This window comes from Collimonas fungivorans, assembly GCF_028292705.1.
Taxonomy (GTDB): domain Bacteria; phylum Pseudomonadota; class Gammaproteobacteria; order Burkholderiales; family Burkholderiaceae_D; genus Collimonas; species Collimonas fungivorans_B.
This window is the reverse complement of record NZ_JAQGLV010000193.1, coordinates 1-21,617: the sequence shown is the minus strand read 5'-3', so window position 1 is coordinate 21,617 and position 21,617 is coordinate 1. Positions and strand designations below refer to the sequence as shown.

24 protein-coding genes are annotated in these 21,617 nt (G+C 61.4%); 3 read left to right on the top strand and 21 right to left on the bottom strand.

Annotated features, from left to right (window positions below; translation table 11 throughout):
- Positions 1 to 2: 2 nt before the first annotated feature.
- From JWQ61_RS10475 to JWQ61_RS10400, 16 genes are read right to left on the bottom strand one after another with little or no spacing between them, the layout of a single operon-like run.
- Complete coding sequence (locus tag JWQ61_RS10475) at positions 3 to 476, bottom strand: hotdog family protein (protein ID WP_304360477.1); 474 nt, start codon at positions 474 to 476, stop codon at positions 3 to 5.
- On the bottom strand, positions 473 to 1,648 hold the full coding sequence (locus JWQ61_RS10470; protein ID WP_304360476.1) for a beta-ketoacyl-ACP synthase: 1,176 nt from the start codon (positions 1,646 to 1,648) through the stop codon (positions 473 to 475). Before JWQ61_RS10470 ends, JWQ61_RS10475 begins: the two co-directional genes overlap by 4 nt.
- A gap of 2 nt (positions 1,649 to 1,650) precedes the next feature.
- Positions 1,651 to 2,256, bottom strand: coding sequence for a DUF3261 domain-containing protein (locus tag JWQ61_RS10465; RefSeq protein ID WP_304360475.1), 606 nt, complete (start codon positions 2,254 to 2,256; stop codon positions 1,651 to 1,653).
- The gene (locus tag JWQ61_RS10460; RefSeq protein ID WP_304360474.1) at positions 2,241 to 3,479 is read right to left on the bottom strand and encodes an NAD(P)/FAD-dependent oxidoreductase; all 1,239 of its coding nucleotides are present in this window, start codon (positions 3,477 to 3,479) and stop codon (positions 2,241 to 2,243) included. The genes JWQ61_RS10465 and JWQ61_RS10460 overlap by 16 nt, the downstream gene beginning before the upstream one ends.
- Positions 3,463 to 5,853, bottom strand: a complete 2,391-nt coding sequence (locus JWQ61_RS10455) for an MMPL family transporter (protein ID WP_304360546.1) — start codon at positions 5,851 to 5,853, stop codon at positions 3,463 to 3,465. Before JWQ61_RS10455 ends, JWQ61_RS10460 begins: the two co-directional genes overlap by 17 nt.
- A 37-nt stretch (positions 5,854 to 5,890) precedes the next feature.
- On the bottom strand, positions 5,891 to 6,508 hold the full coding sequence (locus tag JWQ61_RS10450; protein WP_304360473.1) for an outer membrane lipoprotein carrier protein LolA: 618 nt from the start codon (positions 6,506 to 6,508) through the stop codon (positions 5,891 to 5,893).
- Positions 6,505 to 6,936 carry a thioesterase family protein gene (locus tag JWQ61_RS10445; protein WP_304360472.1) on the bottom strand — a complete coding sequence of 144 codons (432 nt, stop codon included), beginning with the start codon at positions 6,934 to 6,936 and terminating at the stop codon, positions 6,505 to 6,507. The genes JWQ61_RS10450 and JWQ61_RS10445 overlap by 4 nt, the downstream gene beginning before the upstream one ends.
- A gap of 3 nt (positions 6,937 to 6,939) precedes the next feature.
- Positions 6,940 to 8,529: a histidine ammonia-lyase gene (gene hutH, locus JWQ61_RS10440; RefSeq protein ID WP_304360471.1), complete on the bottom strand. Its 1,590-nt coding sequence runs from the start codon at positions 8,527 to 8,529 to the stop codon at positions 6,940 to 6,942.
- Positions 8,516 to 9,421, bottom strand: a complete 906-nt coding sequence (locus JWQ61_RS10435; protein WP_304360545.1) for an acyltransferase — start codon at positions 9,419 to 9,421, stop codon at positions 8,516 to 8,518. Before JWQ61_RS10435 ends, hutH begins: the two co-directional genes overlap by 14 nt.
- Positions 9,422 to 9,474: 53 nt before the next feature.
- A complete protein-coding gene (locus JWQ61_RS10430; RefSeq protein WP_304360470.1) occupies positions 9,475 to 10,263 on the bottom strand; it encodes a glycosyltransferase family 2 protein in 789 nt (262 codons plus the stop codon).
- A complete protein-coding gene (locus JWQ61_RS10425; RefSeq protein ID WP_304360469.1) occupies positions 10,250 to 12,019 on the bottom strand; it encodes an AMP-binding protein in 1,770 nt (589 codons plus the stop codon). The genes JWQ61_RS10430 and JWQ61_RS10425 overlap by 14 nt, the downstream gene beginning before the upstream one ends.
- A complete protein-coding gene (locus tag JWQ61_RS10420; protein WP_304360468.1) occupies positions 12,012 to 12,617 on the bottom strand; it encodes a hypothetical protein in 606 nt (201 codons plus the stop codon). Before JWQ61_RS10420 ends, JWQ61_RS10425 begins: the two co-directional genes overlap by 8 nt.
- 16 nt (positions 12,618 to 12,633) lie before the next feature.
- Positions 12,634 to 12,888: an acyl carrier protein gene (locus tag JWQ61_RS10415; RefSeq protein ID WP_148264977.1), complete on the bottom strand. Its 255-nt coding sequence runs from the start codon at positions 12,886 to 12,888 to the stop codon at positions 12,634 to 12,636.
- Between the two features lie 51 nt (positions 12,889 to 12,939).
- Positions 12,940 to 13,200 carry a phosphopantetheine-binding protein gene (locus JWQ61_RS10410; protein ID WP_014005874.1) on the bottom strand — a complete coding sequence of 87 codons (261 nt, stop codon included), beginning with the start codon at positions 13,198 to 13,200 and terminating at the stop codon, positions 12,940 to 12,942.
- Positions 13,187 to 14,020: a 1-acyl-sn-glycerol-3-phosphate acyltransferase gene (locus JWQ61_RS10405; protein WP_304360467.1), complete on the bottom strand. Its 834-nt coding sequence runs from the start codon at positions 14,018 to 14,020 to the stop codon at positions 13,187 to 13,189. Before JWQ61_RS10405 ends, JWQ61_RS10410 begins: the two co-directional genes overlap by 14 nt.
- Positions 13,986 to 14,753 carry a beta-ketoacyl synthase chain length factor gene (locus tag JWQ61_RS10400; RefSeq protein ID WP_304360466.1) on the bottom strand — a complete coding sequence of 256 codons (768 nt, stop codon included), beginning with the start codon at positions 14,751 to 14,753 and terminating at the stop codon, positions 13,986 to 13,988. Before JWQ61_RS10400 ends, JWQ61_RS10405 begins: the two co-directional genes overlap by 35 nt.
- Before the next feature lie 280 nt (positions 14,754 to 15,033).
- Here JWQ61_RS10400 and galE point away from each other — a divergent pair, with 280 nt between their 5' ends.
- Positions 15,034 to 16,065, top strand: coding sequence for a UDP-glucose 4-epimerase GalE (gene galE / locus JWQ61_RS10395; protein ID WP_304360465.1), 1,032 nt, complete (start codon positions 15,034 to 15,036; stop codon positions 16,063 to 16,065).
- Positions 16,066 to 16,070: 5 nt separating this feature from the next.
- On the opposite strand, the gene JWQ61_RS10390 is transcribed toward galE, so the two are convergent.
- Positions 16,071 to 16,262 carry a DUF1289 domain-containing protein gene (locus tag JWQ61_RS10390; protein WP_120236090.1) on the bottom strand — a complete coding sequence of 64 codons (192 nt, stop codon included), beginning with the start codon at positions 16,260 to 16,262 and terminating at the stop codon, positions 16,071 to 16,073.
- Between the two features lie 248 nt (positions 16,263 to 16,510).
- On the opposite strand from JWQ61_RS10390, the gene JWQ61_RS10385 reads away from it, so the two are divergent.
- Positions 16,511 to 17,176 (top strand): TetR/AcrR family transcriptional regulator, encoded by a 666-nt coding sequence (locus tag JWQ61_RS10385; protein WP_041741656.1) that lies wholly within the window; start codon positions 16,511 to 16,513, stop codon positions 17,174 to 17,176.
- A gap of 65 nt (positions 17,177 to 17,241) precedes the next feature.
- Positions 17,242 to 17,823, top strand: coding sequence for a TIGR00730 family Rossman fold protein (locus tag JWQ61_RS10380; protein ID WP_304360544.1), 582 nt, complete (start codon positions 17,242 to 17,244; stop codon positions 17,821 to 17,823).
- A 52-nt stretch (positions 17,824 to 17,875) separates the two neighbouring features.
- Here JWQ61_RS10380 and JWQ61_RS10375 read toward each other — a convergent pair whose 3' ends face one another.
- The 4 genes from JWQ61_RS10375 to JWQ61_RS10360 form a co-directional block, all read right to left on the bottom strand.
- Positions 17,876 to 19,111 carry a cystathionine gamma-synthase family protein gene (locus JWQ61_RS10375; RefSeq protein WP_304360464.1) on the bottom strand — a complete coding sequence of 412 codons (1,236 nt, stop codon included), beginning with the start codon at positions 19,109 to 19,111 and terminating at the stop codon, positions 17,876 to 17,878.
- Between the two features lie 89 nt (positions 19,112 to 19,200).
- Positions 19,201 to 20,718: an amidophosphoribosyltransferase gene (gene purF / locus JWQ61_RS10370; protein WP_014005865.1), complete on the bottom strand. Its 1,518-nt coding sequence runs from the start codon at positions 20,716 to 20,718 to the stop codon at positions 19,201 to 19,203.
- Positions 20,719 to 20,815: 97 nt separating this feature from the next.
- Complete coding sequence (locus JWQ61_RS10365) at positions 20,816 to 21,304, bottom strand: CvpA family protein (protein WP_304360463.1); 489 nt, start codon at positions 21,302 to 21,304, stop codon at positions 20,816 to 20,818.
- 67 nt (positions 21,305 to 21,371) lie between these two features.
- On the bottom strand, positions 21,372 to 21,617 hold a 246-nt coding region (locus JWQ61_RS10360; protein WP_304360462.1), incomplete at its 5' end, for an SPOR domain-containing protein.

Here is a 21,617-nt window from a genome sequence, read left to right as displayed (position 1 = left end):
CATCATTCAGTACTTCCCTCAAGAAAAACAGCCGCATCAGCCGGCTGGAACACGGTAATGGTAGCGCTTGCCAGCTGCTGCCCGGCGGCATGGATCTGGCATTCGAACGATCCTATCCCATTGTCTGCCTGCAGCAGCTTCTGGACATGGACTTGCAGCACGCTGCCGACGGCAAAGGCCGGGCAACTGGCTTCATAGCGGCGGGTGCCCAGCAAGAAACCGATTTTCACCGATTCGCCGCGCAACTGTGCGGTATAACCGGCATAGGCGGCAATCGCCTGCGCCATGTACTCGACCCCGACCCAGGCCGGCACGCCTTGCCCATCGCAAAACAGGCTGTCCGGCCGGATCACCACGTCAGCCCGCAAATCTTCCTCGCCGACCGCCAGCAGCCGATCCAGCAGCACCATGACGCCGGAATGCGGCAAAAAACGGCGGATATCCATCGCCTCGATTGCATTCAACTGTTCCATCATTCCCGCCCCAGCAGCAAACTTGCATTGGCGCCGCCAAATGCAAAAGAGTTACTCAAAGCCCAGCGCAAGGGATGTCCAAGGCAGGCTCCGATCGGTAGCAAGTTCAGCTGCGGCAAGCCGGGATCGCAGGCGCCGTCCCACAAATGCGGCGGCAGCTGGCCCTGCGGATTGTCGTCCTGCATCGCCAGCCAGCACAGGCCCGCTTCCACCGCGCCGGCGGCGCCCAGCGCATGGCCGGTAAACGGCTTGGTCGAACTGAGCGCCACATCGTCGGTAAACAAGGCGGCGATCACGCGCCCTTCCATGGCGTCGTTTTGCACGGTGGCAGTGCCGTGCAGGTTAATGTAGTCGATGTGTTTTGGCGCCACGCCGGCGCGCGCCAAAGCTTGTTCGATCGCGCTGCGGGCGCCGGCGCCGGACGGATCCGGCGCTGAAATATGGTAGCCGTCGGAAGATTCGCCCCAGCCGCGCAAACTCACGGTTGCTTCAGCCTTGCTCATCAAGAACAGGGCCGCGCCCTCGCCGATATTGATGCCGTTGCGATTGGCGCTGAACGGATTGCAGCGCGCCGCGCTGACCGACTCCAGCGCGCCGAAGCCGGCCACGGTAAATGCGCACAACGAATCGACGCCGCCGGTCAGCACCGCATCGCACAGTCCCATCTTGATCAGGCGGGCGGCGCTGGCCATCGCCTTGCTGCTCGAAGCGCAGGCGCTGGAATGCACATAAGCGGGCCCGGTCACGCCCAGCACCGACGCCAGGGTCGCCGCCGGCGAGGCCATTTCTTGCTGCCCATAGTCAAAATCGGCAGGAAACCTTTCATGCTGCAGACGATAGCGAAACGCCGCTTCGCTCTGCGCGATGCCGGAAGTGCTGGTGCCGAGCACGATCGCCACCCGCCCTGCGCCGAACTGCTGGATGGCGGCATCGACTTGCGGCCGGATCTGCGCCAGCGCGGCCAGCGCCAGCTGATTATTGCGGCTGCGCTGGCCCAGCGGCAGCGCGCTGATATCGGGCAGCACCGTCTCGACACTACCCAGCGCCAGCTCCCGCCCCGGCGAATGACGCGTGGTCATGGCGACGCCGCTGTCGCCGGCGAACAGGCGACGGCTGATCTCCGCGTGGCTTTCGCCAAGCGGACACACCATGCCGAGTTGATTAAGATAAAGCATGTCTATGGCGTTGCAGTAGACGAAGGAGCAGCAGCATCGCTGACCGATTCAATCGTCAGGTGATAGTGATAGCGCAGATTGTTCAGTTCCACCTTGCCGTCCCACGGCGTCGGTGTGCTGTAATCGATCACCATGACCGGCTCCCCTTGCAGCGACAGCGTGCGCCGCAATCCTTGCTGCTCGATCTGCCAGCCTGGCGGCAGCGCCGCGCGGATCGCCGCCAGCGGCCACAAGGTCAATTGCGTGTCTTCCATCACATCTTCGACCCGCACCTGGGACGGCAGCATGGGATGACGCCAGGACTGCAACGTCTTGCCGTCATAGTTCATGCTCAGGACACGCTGGCCAAACGCCAGGCCGACCATGTTGAATTGCTGCTGGTCGACTTCCACCGCGGCATCAAGCTGGTCGACGCGGCCTTGGCGCTCCACCGTCAAATGCTGCTGCAGGCTGATGCTGGCGCCCAGGGACGCCGGCGCCAGCATCAGCCCCAGCCTGGCCGGCGCTTGCGGCTGCGTGGTTGTACAGGCCGCAAGCGCGCCAGCCAATACGCAAATTAGCCCGCCAAACCGCAACCGGCCATGGCCGCCAGTCAGATTGAACTGCATATTTCCTCCAGCGTTTTCAGGCGCCGCTTGCTTTCCTTTGCATACGGATTGCTGTCGTCCCAGGCATAACCGGCCAGGATCGCTGCGATCATGCGGCGCACTTCCGGCTGCTGCTTTTCATAAAAAATGACTTTCTGGAAACCGCCCGAATACCAGGAATCGACAAAAGTGCGGAAAGTATCGACACCTTTTTTCAACGGTATCGCATATTCGCTTTCCCAGTCCACGGTTTCGCCTGCGAACTGGCGCTGCAAGGCGGCGGCGGCCAGGCTGGCGGACTTGACCGCGATCGTGACGCCGGAAGAAAACACCGGATCCAGGAATTCCCCGGCGTTGCCGAGCAAAGCATAACCCTTGCCCCACAAGGATTTGACGTTGGACGAATAACCGACGATCTGGCGCGCCGGCGTATCCCAGCGGGCATTCTCCAGCAAGGCGCGCGACGCCGGGTCCTGCATGACCAGCGTCTGCAGGCGTTCGGTTTCGCTGCCCTTGAACTGCTCCAGGAACGCGGTTTCCGCGACCACGCCGATAGAGCAGCGGCCGCCGGCAAATGGAATCAGCCAGTACCAGACATCGCAATGTTCAGGATGCACCGTAATCCGTATCTTGTTGCGGTCGAAACCAGGCACGGTTATGCCATCCTCGATGTGGGTGAAAATGGCGCCGCGCACCGGGAAATTCGACGGCGATTCCAGCTGCAGCAGGCGCGACAGCACGCGCCCGAAACCGCTGGCGTCCAGCACAAAACCCGCCTCCACGATATATTCCGTGCCGTCCACATGGCGCACCGTGACCCGCGGCTTTCCTGCGTCGGCGTCAAACGCAGTCACGGTATGCTGATAGCGCACTTGCGCGCCCTGGCGCTCGGCTTCATTGGCCAGCAACTGGTCGAACTGGGCGCGCTGCACCTGGTAGGTGGTGCCCCAGCCCGGGGAGTGCTTGTCGCGGAAGTCGAAATCGGTATAGCGGTCTCCGCGCACGAACGCGGCGCCGTTCTTGTACTGGAACCCTGCTTCCACCACCGCCTGCAGCATGCCTGCCTGCTGCAGATATTCCATGCTTTGCGGCAGCAGGCTCTCGCCTATGCTAAAACGCGGAAACTGCTCCCGCTCCAGCACCAGCACCTGCCGCCCTTGCTTTAGCAGCAACGCCGCCGCCACCGAACCTGCCGGACCGGCGCCGATCACCAACACATCACACTGTTCAACTCTTGTTTGCATGTTGTTCTTCTTTTTCCTGTTGTGAATCCTGGCTAAAACAAGGGGCGACTAGCCAAACGACCGCAATTCCGATCAACATCGTGAATCCGAATGCATGCAGCGGCGGCGTAGCGGACAACGCCAGCAAGCCGAACGACAACAAGGCGCTGGCGGCCGACAAGCCGACCGTGAGCCAGGCGAAGCGATCGCGCTGCATGCTTTGTTCTTGCAAAAAAATACCGTAGTCGACGCCCAGCCCGAGAATCAGCATCAGCGCCAGGACATGAAACAATTGCAACGGCTGCCCCAGCAAGCCCAGCATGGCCAGGGTAGCGATGCTGGCGACCGCCGGCGGCGTCAGCACGCGCCAGGCTGCGCTGCGATAGCGGGTAAACAGCAGCAGGAAGATCGCCGCATATGCGCCCAGCAGCACCCATCCCATATATTGCCGGTAATGGCCCAGCACCGAAGATATTTCACTGACCTTGTCGACCCATGACACGCCATCCAGTTCCCCGGCTGCCTGTTTCAGGAGCGGCAAGTTGCCATAATTGTTCAGCCCGCGCAGCGCGACTATGCTGGCATAGACGCGCCCTTGCGCCCCTTCTATTTCTCCCAGCCAGAGATAGCGCGACGGCTCGCTGGCCGCGCTCTTCAGGAATGCGGCCGGAGTAAGATCGTGGCCGCCGTTGGCGCTGGCCGCCGCGCTCAGGGCCCGGCTGCGCATTTGCGCTACCCAGCTCTCATCTTCGCCCAGCTGCGCCGCCAGCGCCTGCAAAGGACCGTCGGCAGCAAGCAAGGCCTGCGTGACCAGGGCCCGGTTCGCCGCCTGTTCCCGTATCGAGGGTGTCCAGTTGGACATTGCCTGGTAACCGCTGATGATATGTTTGGCAACCAAGGGCTCGAGCCGCTGCTTTAATGCTTCCTCGCGCTGCAACACCTGTTCCGCGCTGGCGCCGCGCACCAGGTAGAACTGCACCGGGGTCGGCGCGTCGAGCAGTTTTCCCAGCTTGATCTGGTCCGCCAGCAGCGCTTTCGGCGGCGTCTGCAAAGAACGGATATCGTCGTTCACCGTCAGGCGCGTCATGCCGGCCACGGCAAAAATACCGAACAGCAGCACTGCCACCGCCGACGCACGATTCATGCCCAGCAACGGCCAATGGCGCCGGGTCCGGCCGAACCAGCCGGCAAAGGCGGAGTTCTTCAACGTTTGCGCAGTCAGCAGCGCAGGAAACCAGAAAACCACCGTCAGCCACGCAAATACCAGGCCCAGCACCGAGAACACAGCCATCTGCCGCAAACCTGGAAACGGCGTCAGCGCCAGGCCGATGTAGCCTATCGCCGCGGCGGCCAGGGTCAGCGCCAGGCCCGGCATCAGGCGCCGCAGCAATTGCCACGATCCCAGCGTGCGGTCGGCGGCGACCCGGCTGCACAGGAAATAAATCCCGTAATCCTGGGCCACGCCGATCAGGCTGGCGCCGAATACCAGCGTCAGCAAATGCACTTGTCCGAAAATCATCCAGCACAGGGAAAACGACGCCAGGCAGCCGACGCCTATCGACAGCATGATCATGGCGATCGGCCGCAAGGAACGGAAGGTCAGCCACATCAGCAGGATCACGCCCAGCAACGAGCCGATGCCGATGGTCGACATTTCCCGGCTGGCCTGGGCGCTGCCGGCGCCGGCATGCAACACCACGCCGGCGCTGACCAGTTCAACCGCCGGCACTGCCTGGCGGGCGGCCGCGCCGGCCTGGTCCAGCAGCGGCAGCAACGCCTGCTGGGTCGCCATCGAGAATGCCGGCTGCCGCAAGTTCAACAGCAACACGATATAAGGACGTCCCTGGTCTTCCACAAACAGATAGCCGTCGCGCGGGCGCACCGGCGTTTCCTGGGCACGCGCTTGCACCCAGCCGTTGAACAGGCCGAAGGGATCGTCCTGCCAGGCGCCCAGCTTGGGCCCGGAAAACGGGCTGTACAACTGTTGCAAGGCGCTGTCGACCCAATATTTGGGCGTTTGCTGGCGCAGCGCTGCCTGCTGCGCCGGCGTCAGCAGGCTGAGCCGCATCTGCTGCGACGGCGCCAGCCAGTCTTGCTGGTTCTGCGCCGACAGCTGGATAGTGCTCTGCAGCAGGGCCGGCTGCCTGGCCAGCACCGCGCTGTAGGCATCGGCGGCGGTGCGGGCCTGATCCCAGTCGTCGGCGCCGACCAGCACCACCAGCCGCTGCTGGGCGGCGTCGACCATGTGCGTGAACGCCTGCTGCAGCACCGGATCGCGCTGTTCGACCGGCAGCAAGGCCATGATGTCGGTATCAGGCACCACGCCTTTGACCAGCCACAGGTAGCCGTTATGCGCCAGCAGCAAGGCGACCGCCAGGGCCCACGCCAGCGCCATGCGCCTGCCCCAGCCAGCGCCATTGCCTCGGCCTGGATCAGTCAAATGCAGCCCCTTCTTCGGCCGTCATCGCGCTGCTGCCGCTTTGCAGCTCGGAAAAACTGATGTCGGTGCGATCGCCGCTCGCCTCGCTGATCGTCACCGTCTTGACGTAGGCGCCGCCGCTCAGGGCCAGCGTGCCGATCGCCTTGGCCAGCGCCGGCTGGCGCGCTTTCAGCGCGACTTTCCAGCTGTTGCCCTGCACGCTGCCATCCAGTTCGAACAGGCTGTCGAGCTGGCTAAGATCGCCAGCCAATAGCGAAAACAGCACGCTGTTGATCATCCTCACCACCGGCTCCTGCTTGGCGTCCATGCGCATCGCAACCCGGTCGCCCTGCATCTGCACGATTTCGTCGCGCTTCAGGCGCAGCGTGTTGGGGAACGGCTGCAAGGTGCGCCACAGGACGCCCTTGCCGTTCACGACGCAAAAGCGGCCGTTCGACAACAGCGGTTTCTTGATGCCGACCAGCTGCTTGCTTTGGTCGAAACGGCCGCACAAGACCGGCGGCCGCGCCAGCATCGCCTGGATTTTTTCCACCGGCGCGGCAGCAAGCGCCGGCCAGGCGCTGCAGGTTAAAAAGATGGCCGCAAGAACAACGACAAGGCTTCGTTTCATACTTGTTCAATTCCTAATTTTTCAAATAACACTGGCGGCGATGCAAAGCACATTTCACCGGTGTCAATCGCCACCGCCACCTGCGTGGTGGTGCCGCGGGTAAGGCGGCGGCCGCTGGCGCTGTCGGTAATCACGTATTCGATCCGCAGCCGGTTTTCCCATTCGATGATGCTGGCGCGCACCTTGATCTGCTGGCCGAACGTCGCCGGATGGGCATAACGCAGGTGCAGGTCAATGATCGGCCAGGTATATCCGGATGCCTGCATCTCCGGATAGTTGTAATCCAGTTTGTCCAGCAACGCGCAGCGCGCCATTTCCAGGTATTTGACGTAATTGCCGTGCCAGACGATCTGCATCGGATCGAGATCGTAGAACTGCACCTGCAATTCCAGTTCTGCCGACCAGCGGTGCTTGTGTAAATTAACCATGGCCTACTCGTACAAAGACCAGTGCTGGAGGCGTATGCGCTCCAGCAGGCGGCGTAAATCGGGTTCCAGCATGCGGTCTTCCTGTATTACGGCAATATCGGCCGCCAGCAGTTCCATCATCTGCTGCAGATTCTGCTGCGGCTGCGCAGCGCCATCCAGCCGGCTACGCAGCCAGACGCCCTGGCGCACGCTGACCAGCAATGCCGCCACCACCTGCTCGGTCAGTTGCAGCACGCGCAGGCAGTCGCGGGCGGCAATCGTGCCCATGCTGACCTTGTCCTGGTTATGGCATTCGGTGGAACGCGAAAACACCGAGGCCGGCATGGTCTGCTTGAGCGCTTCGGCAGTCCAGGCCGAGGCGCTGATTTGCAGGGCCTTCAGGCCGTGGTTGATGCTGGCGCGCGGCCCTTCCGCGCCCGACAGGTTGGCCGGCAAGCCGTGGTTGTAGCGGCTGTCGACCAGCAAGGCCATCTGCCGGTCGAGCAGGTCGGCGACATTGGCGACCGCGTTTTTCATGCTGTCCATGGCGAACGCAATGTGGCCGCCATAGAAATGGCCGCCGTGCAGCACCCTTTCATTTTCGGCATCGATGATCGGATTGTCGTTGGCGCTGTTCAATTCGTTTTCGATCGATTCCCGCATCCATGGCAAGGCGTCGGCCAGTACGCCGATGACATGCGGCGCACAACGGATGGAATAACGGTCCTGCAAGCGCTGCTGGTTGCGCGGCGCATCGGTCACCGGTAAATCCTGGCGCAGCCAGGCAGCCACCTGCTGCTGGCCGGCGTGCGGCTTGACCGCAAACAAGGCGGCGTCGAAGTGATGGGCGTTACCGTCCAGCGCGAAACTGGCCATGGCCGTGATGCGGGTCGCGATGCGCACCAGGTATTGCGCGCGGTCGTAAGCCAGGCAAGCCAGGGCCGTCATCACCGCGGTGCCGTTCATGATCGCCAGCCCCTCTTTCGGCCGCAGGCGCAGCGGCGTGATGCCGGCGCTGGCCAGGGCCTCGGCGGCGCTGACCTTGACGCCATTGCGCCAGACCTCGCGCTCGCCGCACAGCACGGCGGCCAGGTAAGAAAGCGGCGTCAGGTCGCCGCTGGCGCCGACCGATCCCTCAGACGGAATCAAGGGCAGCAGATCCTCTTTCAAAAGACGGGCGATCTGTTCCAGCAAGCCGACGCTGACGCCGGAATAGCCCTTGCTGAGCGAGGCCAGGCGCGCCGCCATGATGGCCCGCGTCTGCGCCGGGCTGAACAGCTCGCCCAGGCCGCAGCCATGGTAGGTGTACAAATGATGCGGCAGTTCGGCGATCAGTTCGGCGGGCACCGTGACGGTGCAGGAATCGCCGTAACCGGTAGTCACGCCGTAGATGGTGCCGTCTTCGCGCAGCAGGCGGTCCAGGAAATCGGCGCCGCGCGTAATCGCCGCGCGGAAGGCCGGCGCTTCGGACAGGCTGGCCTGCGCCGCTCCCGATGCGAGGTCGACAATATCTTCGATCGTCAGGCGGCCCTGGTCAAAGCAGACGGTGCGTTGCAGCGGCGCCGCCGGCGCCGGTGTTCCTGCAGACAGATTTTTCAGTTCAGCGAGATGCATCTTTGTACCCGGATAAATGCCAGAAATCGTAAAAATTGAACCATTGCAGCGGAGCTTTCAAACAGAAAAACTCCAACCGTGCCGCATAGGCGGCGGCCAGTTCATGCAGGACTTGATCGCGGCTTTTGCGCGGCAAGTGAATCGACTCTCGAAACAGTTCGAAATGACATTCGGAGTGGCCGTTTTTTGTCATTGAAAACAGCAGGTAGACCGGGCACTGCAGCACACTTGCCAGCACATAGGGGCCGACCGGGAATGCTGCGCTCTCGCCCAGGAACGAGGCCTGCGCTACGCGCGGCATGGGCGATACAGGAATGCGGTCGCCGGCGATGGCGACAAATTCGCCGCGCCCTACTTTCTCGGCCAGCAGCATCGCGGTGGCCGGCGTCATCTCGCTTACCTGCATCAGGTTCAGCTGGCTGTCCGGATCGAGTTTCGCCAGCAGCCGGTTGAACGCCTGGGCGTGCCTGGTATGCACCAGCACCGTAATCCGCAGCTGGCGGCGTTGGCGCGACAGCACCCGGCACAGCTCAAGATTGCCCAGGTGCGCGCAAACCAGCACGCCGCCGCGCTGCGCCTGGATGTTTTCCAGCATCTGTTCGCGCCCGAACGACACCACGTCGGCAGTCTTGAACAAGCCGCCCCACAACAGCATCTTGTCTAGGATGTTTTCGGCAAAAGAGGAAAAATGCCGGAACACGCCACGCCAATCCGGCCGGATCCGGTTAAGCCTGGCTAGTGCGGGGTCGAAAGCGCACAGCCGTTGCAAGTACTCCATGGACGCGCGCCGCGCCGCCGGTTTGCTCAGCAAATACCAGGCCAGCACCGGATACAGGGCGAACCGGAACGGCCAGCGGCCGGCGATCCGGTATATCCCGAACAACAGCCGCATGCCGTTCACAAAACTGGCTTCGTTGATTTGCGCCCAATGGCGTTGGCCGGTGCTCACGGTTGTCCTCGCGTCAAGCGCAGACGCCGTCCCAGCAAGCGCGGCGCACGCCACAGCATGCCGAAAAACAAGGTGGCGTGGAGACGTGAGATCAGCAGGTTGTCGAGGCCGACGCGAAAATGCGAGACGCCGTCCATCGGATAAGTAACCCGGGTCGGCAGATTGACGATGGATACGCCGTCCCAATACAGGCGCACCAGCACTTCGGTATCGAAGTCCATCCGCTCGCCCAGTTTCTTGCGCTGTATCAGGCGCATCAGGGACGGCAAGGGATAGACCCGGAATCCGCACATCGAGTCCTTGATATCCAGCGACAAGGTATTGATCCAGACCCAGACATGCGTCAGGTAGCGTGCATACAGGCGCATCGACGGCACGCTCTCGTCATATTGCGGACAACCGGCAATCACGCTGCGCGGCCGGGCCGCGGCTTGCTGCAGGAAGCGGGGAATATCGTCAGTGCGATGCTGGCCGTCGGCGTCGATCTGCATTGCGTGGGTATAACCGGCTGCGGCTGCGTGCCGGACACCGGTCAGCACTGCCCCGCCCTTGCCGCGATTGACGGGGTGACGTAACAAAGTAACCGTTTCGGGATTTGCCTTTGCCAAATCGTCAAGCACTGCCGCGCAGGAAGCGGAGCTGGCGTCGTCGACCAGCATGCAATGCAGATCGTGCGCCAGCACTGCCGCCAGCACAAAACCGATGGCATGCTCATGGTTATAGACCGGGATCACCGCACACGGCTTGAATGGCGCCAGTGCAGCCGTCAGGTCAGCTTGCGGCATGGCCGGCTCCAAAAGTGATGCGGCCGCTGGCGTGCTGTCCCGCAACCGAGAACAGGCGAAAGGCCAGGCTGCTTTTTTGCAGGTCATGCAACAACTCCAGCTGCACCACCATGCCCGGCGTGATCGCGCGCTGGAATTTCAGGCCGAGCATGCCGAGGAAATGCGGCGCCAGTGCAAAGTAGCGGCGGCCATAGCTGATCGCCCAGTCGAGTTGCACCACGCCGGGCAAAATCGGCGCGCCTTCGAAATGGCCGTTGAAATACAGGAGATCGGCCGGCACCGTCAATTCCAGCAGCACGCGCTGGGGTTCTTGCTCCAGCAGGCGCTCGGCAGGCTTGCGCGGAGCTGCGGCCAGGCCGGCGCCGACCGCCGGCTCCAGCAGCGCCAGCAGGTCGGCGCGGGTAGTCTTGCCTTGTGCGTTGACCGGCAGCGCGTCCAGGTAACGCCAGCTGCGCGGCAGCGCAATCGCTTCCACCGCATGCGCGATGCCGTCGCGCAGCAGGCGGTTCAGCGCCAGCTTGCCTTGCGCCGCAAGAATTTCCGAACCGGCTGCCGACAGCACTACGAAAGCGGCAATCCGCTGTCGTTGCTGCAATTCCGGCTGCTCTACCAACATTACGAGCGCATCCGTCACCAGCGCAATCGCCTTCAGACGCCGCTCCAGCGCATCCAGGGAAATGCGCTTTTCTTCGACCTTGACGATGCGATCAACGCGCCCCTTCAAGCGGAAACGCTGGTGGTCGACGGCTTGCACCTGGTCCGCCAGCGCATGCCAGCCGGCGTCGGGCAAATGGGGCGAACGGATTTCCAGCACCTCATCGTTGGCGGCGACACGCCAGGCAACCGCCGGCATCGCTTGCCAGCTGTCGTCCGCGCCGGCGAGACGCTGGCGCCAGGCCACACCGCCGGTTTCGGAACTGCCGTAGACCTCGACCGGGATCGACCCCAGCGCCTGCCCGGCGGCAGCGGCTACTTCGGGCGGCAACGGCCCGCCGGATGAAAATATGACGCGTATCGCGGCAGCTTGATCCTGAGAAAATGCAACAGGCAAACGCTTCAGATGGGCCGGACTGGAGACCAGGATAATCTGCTTGCCGTTGAGCGGCTGGAACTCTTCCAGGTATTCAAGCTGGCGCGCATGGATAACACGGCCGGCAGCCAAAGGCCACAGCACTTTGAATAGCAACCCGTAGATGTGCTGGTGCGAAACCGTCGCGACGATATCGGCAGCGTCCATCCTGCCGCCAAACAAATGCTCCAGGGACGCCACTTCGGCAGCCAGTTGCGACAGGAATTTCGGCACTGCCTGCGGCTCGCCCGTACTGCCCGAGGTATAAATCACCAGCCCGGGGAAATCCGGCGGCAACGCGTTGAACGCGGGCCTGGCGCCATCCGCCTCGGCGGCAGTCAACGGCGCATCGGTCAGCGGCGCATATTGCGGCGGGAAGTCGCCCAGATAACCGTCGACCAGCGTATCCAGGTTGGCGCAGGTAGCAGGCAGCACGTCGCCCGGCAGGTAGACAGTCTTGCCGGCTTGCCACGCGCCCAGCAGGATGCAGGCAAAGGTGGCGCTATCGCTGGAGTACAAGGCGAAACGCGATCCCGCCTGAGACGACAGCACCCGCCGCCAGGCGGCAACCTGGGCAACCAGGCAGGCATGGCTCAGCGGTTTGCCGTCGCGCCAGGCAAATGGCCGCTGCTGTTCGTGCTCGCGCAGCGCACTCAAAAAAGTCAGGAGATTAGGCGAATCAGACATGTTGTCCATCCGGCCGCTGTTCGAGGCGGCGATGACGGCGCCTGACGACGATCCGCACCAGGTATTCGCCGGCGAACAGGCAGCCCATCAACACATAAGCCAGCACGCCGTTATACAGCGACCAGACCGCGGCGGAAGCCCAGATCGCGGTCAGCAAGGCCAGCATGCCATTGACGACAAAAAAACCGCACCACACCTGCGTCACCCGCCGCGTATAGGCAACCGCATAAGCAGGCAAGGCCGGATCGCTCAGGCGCGCCATGCGTTCGATGACCGATGGCGGCGCATGCAGGCTGTAGCCGAACACAGCCAGCATGCCGAGATTGACCAGCACCGGATACAGCTTCAGAGGCAGCAAGGCGTTGTTCCATATCGCCAGCGCCGCCAGCAGCAAGGCGCCGGCCAGCCACCAGCGGCTGGCGCGGCTCAGTTTCAGTGCAGGCAGGCGGCTGGCCGCGGCCAGCACCAGCAGCAAAGCCAGCAGGCGCGGCTCGACCCGCCCGTGTCCGAGCCAGATCGCGAGCGGATAGAGCAAAGTGAGCAGCACGCTCACTACGGTGGGTAAAAAACGCCTGATATAGCGGGTAAAATTCAGCACGATGTCCCTGAGCGCCTTACTTTTCGTCCTCGGCCAGCAAGGCCGCCAGCGCGTCGACCACGTCCTGCACCGTGCGCACCGCCTTGAACACGTCCGGCTGCAGGCGTTTGCCGGTCAGCTGCTTGAGCTTGACCACCAGGTCGACCGCATCGATGCTGTCGATATCGAGGTCGGTATACAGGTTGGCCTGGGGCGTCACCTGGTCCTTGTCGATCTCGAACATTTCATGCAGTACGTTCACCAGCCACAGGTAGATTTCTTCCTTGCTCATTGAGCTGGTCACAGAGCTGGTCACTGAGTTGTTCAATATCATGTCACACCGTCATTTCTTTCTGTTGCTGGCGATCATCGCAGCCAGCGTCTGTACCGAAGCAAAATGGTTGCGCGTCTCGGCCGAATCCGCCGACAATGAAATGCCGTAGCGCTTCTGGATCGCCACGCCGAGTTCCAGCGCATCGATCGAATCCAGGCCGAGGCCGTCGACAAACAACGGCGCATCGCTGACGATGTCGGCGGGAGTCATGTCTTCCAACTGCAGGACATCGATGATGACCTGCTTCACTTCTTCTTCAAGCTGCTGCATAACCCTGGCTTTCTTTCCTAAAATAATCTTGCAGATAGGCGGTCAGATGCCTGGCTGCCAACACTTCGCTACCGGCTTTTGCGAGAAACTCGTGGACATCTATGTCTTCTTTTACTTCAATGCTGAAATGCGCGGCAATCGGCGGCACTTGCCACCATTTGACGCCCTTGCCCAAGGTCGGCGGCAGGCAGCGAATCACTACCGGCGTTACGTTCGACAGGCTGCGCACAGCAATGTTGGCCGCGCCGCGCTTTAAATTGATCTGACCGTCGCCCGCGGTGCGGGTGCCCTCCGGAAAAATGATCAGGTTGCTGCCGCGCTGCAGGGAGCGGGTGCAATCCTCGATCAGCCCGCCGCCATGCTCGTTGTCGCAGTACTCGTTGCTGATATAGCCGGCGGCCCTTATCGGTCCGCGCGTAAACGGGTTGTCCCAGAGCCGCCTTTTGACAATGCAGTCGGCGCGCTTGACGAAAGCCATCAGGAACACCGTGTCGATCAAGGTCGGGTGGTTTGCCAGGATCAGCAAACCTTGCCGCTCCAGCCGTTCCAGCCCGCGGATATCGTAATCCAGCACCCCGAGGCCGCGCATGCACCCGACAAAACCGCGAAATACCAGGCGGATCACGCGACGCGCCACCAGTACCCGCAGTTGTCTTTCCCATATCAGCAGATTCAATACAGGAAACACCAGGACCCGCAGCAGCAGGCCGCCGACCGCGAACAGCACGAAGCTGAAACCGGTCGCCAGCACGCGCCAGTAGCGATTCACGTGTTTAATGATGCGCTTAAGCAAGACGCCCCCAGCGCCAGCGGCGTCCATCGGCGGTGCGCACCAGCTCGCGATCGCGGCGCAAGTAAAAACCCAGCACATCCAGCCCGGCCGGCTGCCGGTCACTGTTGGATTCCTGTTCCATGGCATTCGTTTCATCGTTGCCAGCGCCGTCCCACGACAGTGCAATGCGGTTGCCGGATCCGGCGCTTTCTGCGGACATCAGCCAGGCCCAGGCAAACGGCTGCTCCTGGCAATCCTGGAACTCTTGAAACAGTTCTGGCAACTGGCAGTCATAAACCACCAGCAGCACCTCCGGCGCGCCGTCGGCCAGCAAGCCGCAGGCTTCAATCACCGCATGCTCGACGCCGCTGTGTCCGGCCGCCAGGGCGGTATGGCTGGCCTGGTCCTTGCGCGCGATCGAAAACAGGCCGGCGGCGGCGTTGTGGACCGACAGGCTGAAAGAAGTGGGAGATAAGGGTTGGTCTTGGGCCAGGTCGGCCAGCAGCTCTATCGAGCGTGCACACTCGCCATGGCGGGAACAAAACACGGTTGGCACGCCTGTCTTGCCATCGAGGCAGCGATAAGCCGCTTCCAGCGCCATTTTGCCCATGGCGCCGGCACGCCGGCGCAGCATCGCGGGCATGGCGGCAACGGCCGCATCGCCGCTGCCTTCGATGGCATATGGCTGCTGCGCCCAGGCTAGCCATGCGGCGGCCGTATCCAGCCCGGGCGCCCATGCTGCATCAGATACAATTGAAAACCGAACTCCCCCGAGTTTCATCTCACCATTCTCCAACACCCATTAAATCTATTTTATTTTCTGCCAGCAATCTTGGGAGTTGAGCCGATGGCAATTCCTGGATTTTTGGCGGCATTATAAAGTATATGCCGCAGAGAAACGTTCTTAATCACACAGTACTACGATCTTTGACCTTTACTGTCACTCTCTCATGACATGGTGGTTTTTAGGCCGGAATATACAGTAAGTTACAGTATGTTTTAGCATTAAAATACCCAAAATCAGGCCCAAAACCGATCAATTCTAATAAATTACAGTCACTTTGACGATCAAAAACAACACAATCCTGGTGACCGGCGCTGCAGGCTATATAGGCTCCCATATCTGCGCGGCGCTGCTGTCCGAAAAATATTCGGTGCTAGGCGTCGACAACCTGTCGAACAGCTCGCTGGAGGCGATACGCCGCGCGGAACGTTGCGGCGATGGCAAGATCGATTTCCACCAGATCGATGTCGGCGACCGCCCCGCCCTCGACCGCCTGCTGCAGGCGCATAGCGTGGACGCCGTCATCCACTGCGCCGGACTCAAGATCATGAGCGAATCGGTGGAACAACCCCTGCGCTATTTCCACAACAACGTCAGCGCCACGGTAACCCTGCTGCAGGCTTTGCAGCGGCATGGCGTCAGGAATTTCGTGTTCAGCTCGTCAGCGGCGGTGTACGGCGCGCCGGCCACGGTGCCGATCGCGGAAACCGCCACGCTGCGCGCCAGCAATCCGTACAGCCAGTCGAAACTGATGGTGGAACAGGTGCTGACGGATCTGGGCGCCGCGGACAGCAGCTGGGCGATTGGCGTGTTGCGTTATTTTAATCCGGTCGGGGCGCATGTCAGCGGCATCATGGGCGAAGCGTCGCGCACCATGACGGACAACCTGCTGCCGGCCATGGCGCGTGTCGCGTCGGGGCAACAAGCCATGCTGCCGATATTCGGCGGCGATTATCCTACCGCCGACGGCACCGGGGTGCGCGACTACATCCATGTGACTGACGTGGCGGATGCCCATATCGCTGCGCTACGCTACCTGTTCGGCAACAGGCGCGGCTTCACCGTCAACCTGGGCACCGGGCGCGGTTATAGCGTACTGGAAATGCTGGATGCTTTCGAAACCGTCAGCGTGCGCCGCATCCCGTATGAAATCAGGGCGCGCCGCGCTGCCGATACCGCCAGCTGTTATGCTGATCCGGCACAGGCATCAAGACTGCTCGGCTGGCGCGCCGGCAAGGGCCTGGCCGACATGTGCGCCGACCACTGGCGCTGGCACAGCCAGAACCCGCAGGGTTATGGCGATAATTAATGCCGTCAGCCTTGGCGGCGCGGGTAACCCTCGGCGGTGATCCGCTCCCAGACCTTGGTCTTTTCTTCCTCGGTCATGAAGACCCAGTGCGCCACTTCATTGACGGTACGGCCGCAGCCGCGGCAGACATCGTCGAAAGTGGTGGAACAGACTGCCACGCAGGGAGTGTCGGGACGTTGCGGGGGAGACTGTGACATGCTGACCTTTTAAAATGTGAAGCGTTGCTGCGGTTGAGACCGGGCGGGCTGAGAGCAGTCGCCGGCCCTCCATTTTATAACAGCGGCAGGATGATCGTGGCGATGCCGGCAAATGCAATTACTATCATTTCAGCAATACATTTACGACGATAGGCGCGAAGCAATATACAATCTTAGTGAGCATAATTGCCAATTGGTAAAACAGCATTGCAGCATTGTGCATTGGATATCAGAAAGAAAATAAAGTCATGGAGCAAAAGGCGCCGCGTCGTACCCGCGAAAAAATCATGGACCTGTCGTTACGGCTCTTCAACGAGTTCGGCGAACCCAACATCACCACCACCATCATCGCCGACGAGATGAAGATCTCGCCTGGCAACCTGTATTACCATTTCCGGAACAAGGACGATATCGTCAACTCGATCTTCGTCACCTTCGAAGAAGAAATCAGCCGCATGCTGGCCATGACGCAAGGACAGCGTCCTACCATGCACGACGTCTGGCACTATCTGCACCACATGTTCCAGCTGATCTGGCGCTATCGCTTCTTCTATCGCGACCTCAACGACCTGCTGTCGCGCAACCGCACCCTGGAGCTGCACTTCAAGGAAATCTTCGGCCACAAGATAGCGGTAGTCAAAGAACTGTGCCAGGGCTTGCACGAAGACCAGACGCTGCAGGCCAGCCCGGCCGAGATCGACGCCCTGTCGTCCAACATGGTGGTGGTAGCCAGCTACTGGCTGTCTTACCAGTACGTCCTCAATCCGCGCCAGTACACCGAGCAGGCGGTAGTCGAGCACGCACTGGCAAGCGGCTGCTACCAGGTCCTCTCGCTGATGCATCCGTACCTGCGCGGCGAAACCCTGCTGCATTTCGAGCAGCTGAAAACAAAATACCTGCAAACCAACGCCTGACCGGTGCGGCGGCGCCCTGCCGCTGCAGTCACATCATCTTTCTATATTTTCTATCTATGCAAGAAATCAAATCTCTCTGCGTTTATTGCGGTTCTTCTCCCGGCGCCACCCCGGTTTATGCGGAAGCGGCGCGCGGACTGGCGCAAGCCATGGTCGAACAGGACATCGCGCTAGTGTACGGCGGCGGCAACGTCGGCCTGATGGGCATCATTGCCGATGAAGTGCTGCGCCTGGGCGGCCGGGCCACCGGCGTGATTCCCCAGGCCTTGCTGCAAAAGGAACTGGGCCACAAGGGCCTGACGCAGCTGCATATCGTCAAGGACATGCACGAGCGCAAGGCAATGATGGCGGACCTGTCGGATGGCTTTATTGCGATGCCGGGCGGCGTAGGCACGCTGGAAGAATTGTTCGAAGTATTCACCTGGGCCCAGCTGGGCTTCCACCAGAAGCCGATCGGCCTGCTGAATGTCGACGGTTTTTACGACGGCTTGCTGCAGTTCATCCAGCATATGGTGTCGCAGCGTTTCCTGAAAGGCGAGCAGGCAGAAATCCTGATCGCGGAAGCGCACGGCGCAGAGCTGCTGCAACGCTTCAAGTCGTTTGTACCGCATCTGGTGCCGAAATGGCTGGACCGCAACACCATCTGAAATGCAAACGGGGTGGACCATGTCCACCCCGCATAGTTACGGTTCTGCCGGCTTAAGCTTGCAGCGCCTGCCTGAAGTCTTCCACCAGGTCTGCCGTATCCTCAATCCCGACCGACACCCGGATCAGCGATTCGCTGATGCCCATGGCGGCGCGGCGCTCTGCTCCCATCTCGTAGAAAATGGTATGCGCAACCGCGATCACCAGGGTCCGGTTGTCGCCCAGGTGGGTGCCGGAAATCGCCAGTTTCAGCCGGTTCAGGTAATCGAAGCAATCGATATCCTGCTTCAATTCAAAACTGAACAGATAGCCGCTTGAGCGAAACAGGTCCGCTGCCAAAGCATGTTGCGGATGTGAAGCCAGTCCCGGGTAATGCACCGCCGCCACCCGCGGATCGGCTTCCAGCATCTGCGCCACCGCCAACGCGCTGGCGCTGCTGCGCTCCATGCGCAACGCGATGGTTTCAGCGCCTACCGCGATATGATGCGCGGCCTCGGGTCCGAGCGAAGCGCCGAAATCGCGCAGGCTCTTGGCGCGCATTTGCGCCAGTCCCCATTGCGGCTGCGGATTGCGCTTGTAGGCGTCGAGGATGTTGGGAAAACGGCTCCAGTCAAACAAACCGGTGTCGGTGACTGCGCCGCCCAGGGCGTTGCCGTGGCCGCCGATGGACTTGGTCAGGGAATTGATCACCAGGCCGGCGCCCACCAGCCTGGGCTGGAACAGGTAAGGCGAAGTCATAGTGTTGTCGACCACGAACAAGATGCCGCGCGCCTGGCACAGCTCGCCGATGCGCTTGAGGTCGGCGACCTGGGTGCGCGGATTGGCGATGGTTTCAACGAACACGACACGGGTCGCCGGCGTCAATGCCGCTTCCACCTGCGCCACATCGGTAGCATCGACCATGGTTACCTTGCCGCCCTGGCCGCCGTAGGTTTGCCACATGCTGGCGGTATTCCCGAACAAGAATACGGAAGACACCACGTGGTCGCCTTCGCGCAGCAAGCCTTGTATCACCGCGCCGATCGCCGCCATGCCGGAAGCGAAGCAGATGGTAGCCAGGCCGCCCTCCATCTTGGTGACCTTGTCCTCCAGCGCCGCGACGGTCGGATTGCCCTGGCGGCCGTAGCGATAACCTGACTGCTTGCCCTGGAATACATCGGCCAGCTGGCGTGCATCGCTGTAGCCCCAGGTCACCGAGGTGTGGATAGGCTTGTGCGGGGCGCCGTGCTCGATGGCTTTCTGGCGGTCGCTGTGCAGGATGGTGGTGGTGAAGCCGTATTTTTGAGTCATGTTTGATCGATACTTATCTGGGAGCTTCGGCGCGCGCAGGGTGGGCAAACATCTGGCCACCCTGCCTTGCAGTCCCGCACTGAGTAAAACTAGTCGACTTGCGCCAGGCTCAGGTTCAGCTGCGAACGCACCGCGTCTTCGCTTTCAGGCTTGGGATTGTTGCGTGCGAACTCGATGCGGTCGAGGTAGTCGCGCGAAATATCGCCGGTGATGTAGTTGCCGTCGAAGCAGGAAGCTTCGAAATTCCTCAGCAATGGATTGATGTCGGAAATCGAACGCTTGAGGGCGTCGATATCCTGGTACACCAGCGCATCAGCGGTAATTTCGCGGCACACTTCTTCATCGCTGCGGCCGTAGGCGATCAGCTCGCCGCGGGTCGGCATGTCGATGCCGTAGACGTTGGGGAATTTCACCGGCGGCGCGGCCGAGGCGAAGATCACGCGCTTGGCGCCGGAATCGCGCGCCATCTGCACGATCTCGCGGCTGGTGGTGCCGCGCACGATCGAATCGTCGACCAGCAGCACGGTCTTGCCCTTGAATTCGGAACCGATCGCGTTGAGTTTCTGGCGTACCGATTTCTTGCGGATCGCCTGCCCTGGCATCAGGAAGGTGCGGCCGATGTAACGGTTCTTGATGAAACCTTCGCGGTATTCGATATTCAGCTTGAGCGCCAGCTGGATTGCGGCCGGACGCGACGAATCGGGAATCGGCATGACCACGTCGATGTCGCCGCTGGGGAATTCGCGCTTGATCTTGTCGGCCAGGTACTCGCCCATTTTCAGGCGGGTAGCATATACCGAGGCGCCGTCGATGATCGAATCGGGACGGGCCAGGTAGACGAATTCAAAGGCGCAAGGATTCAGGGTCGGATTGTCGGCGCACTGCTGGTTGTACATCTGGCCGTCGATGTCGATGAAAATCGCTTCGCCCGGCGTCACGTCGCGCAGGAAGCGGAAACCCAGGCCTTCCAGCGCGACCGATTCGCTGGCGATGACGTATTCGGTGCCCTTGTCGGTTTCGTTGAGGCCGATGCACAGCGGCCGGATGCCGTAGGGATCGCGGAAAGCCAGCAAACCGTGGCCGGCGATCTGCGCCACCACGGCGTAAGAACCGCGCACCCGTTTGTGGACATTGGCCACGGCCTTGAACAGCACGCCCGGATCGAGCGAGTAACCGCGGGTTTCTTGCTGGATCTCGTGCGCCAGTACGTTGAGCAGCACTTCGGTATCGGAATCGGTGTTGATATGGCGGCGATCGTTCTTGAACATCTCGATCTTCAGCTGCTCGGCGTTGGTCAGGTTGCCGTTGTGCGCCAGGATGATGCCGAACGGCGCATTGACGTAAAACGGTTGCGCCTCTTCCGCGCTGGCGGTGCCTGCGGTTGGATAACGCACCTGGCCGATGCCGTAGTTGCCTGGCAAGGAACGCATGTTGCGGGTACGGAAAACGTCGCGCACCAGGCCGTTGGCCTTGTGCATGAAAAATCCGTTGCCGTGGTTGGTTGCGATCCCCGCTGCATCCTGGCCGCGATGCTGCAAAAGCAACAAGGCGTCATAGATGAGCTGATTGGCGGGGTTGTGGGAAGCGATGCCGACTATGCCACACATGGTGGACTCCTAAACGATAAACAATCCGGTACTCAAGGGACTTGCGATCTTGCCACGAGCTTTGCTACGAAACCTGCGCAAGTCCGGTCAAACAAATTCAAAACTTCAGGTGGCTGGCGAACTGTCCCGGCAAATAGGGAATAACACTTCGCGCGGCAGCTTCCGCCAGCGGGCTCAGCATCGCGTCGCGCCAGAAAGGCTGTTGCGGAATCGCCGTAGCACCACACACCAGGACCGCCGCCAGCACCAGCACCAGGCCGCGCGCCAGCCCGAACAGCACGCCCAGCCCATGGTCCACCGTCCCCAGGCCGCTGGCCTTGACCACGGCGTCGAGCGCCGAACTCAACAACATCATTAATAACCTTACGCCAATAAACAGGGCTAGGAAAGCCACGATTAAGCGCGTTACATTCCCCGGAATCGCGTCGGGGAGCAATTTTGCCAGATTTTCACCATACGCGTTGGCCACCACCAAGGCAATGACCCAACTCGCCAATGACAGGATTTCCTTTACCAGGCCGCGCAGGGTGCTGATCACGACCGAGCAGATCAGTACAAAAAACACCAGATAGTCGAAAATTGTCACGCTGCCTGTATTTCCCTGGTCAGTGGTCTATATGGCGCCAAATGCGGCCGAATCAAGCCGCCCGCGCTCAACCCGGGATCAGGCTGCCGTTCAGCCCCAGCTTGCCCAGCTTGGCGCGGGTCTTTTCAGCCTCTTCCTTGCTGCTGAACGGGCCGACGCGGATACGGATCCGTTCGCCCGCCTGGGTCGGGACTTTTTGCGTATAGGAGCGGATGCCGGCTTCTTTCAGTTTGCCCTGCAGCTCGTCGACCTTGTCCTGCGACGCCAGCGCGGCGACCTGCAGCACGAATTTCGCCGGTTTCTTGTCGGCGGC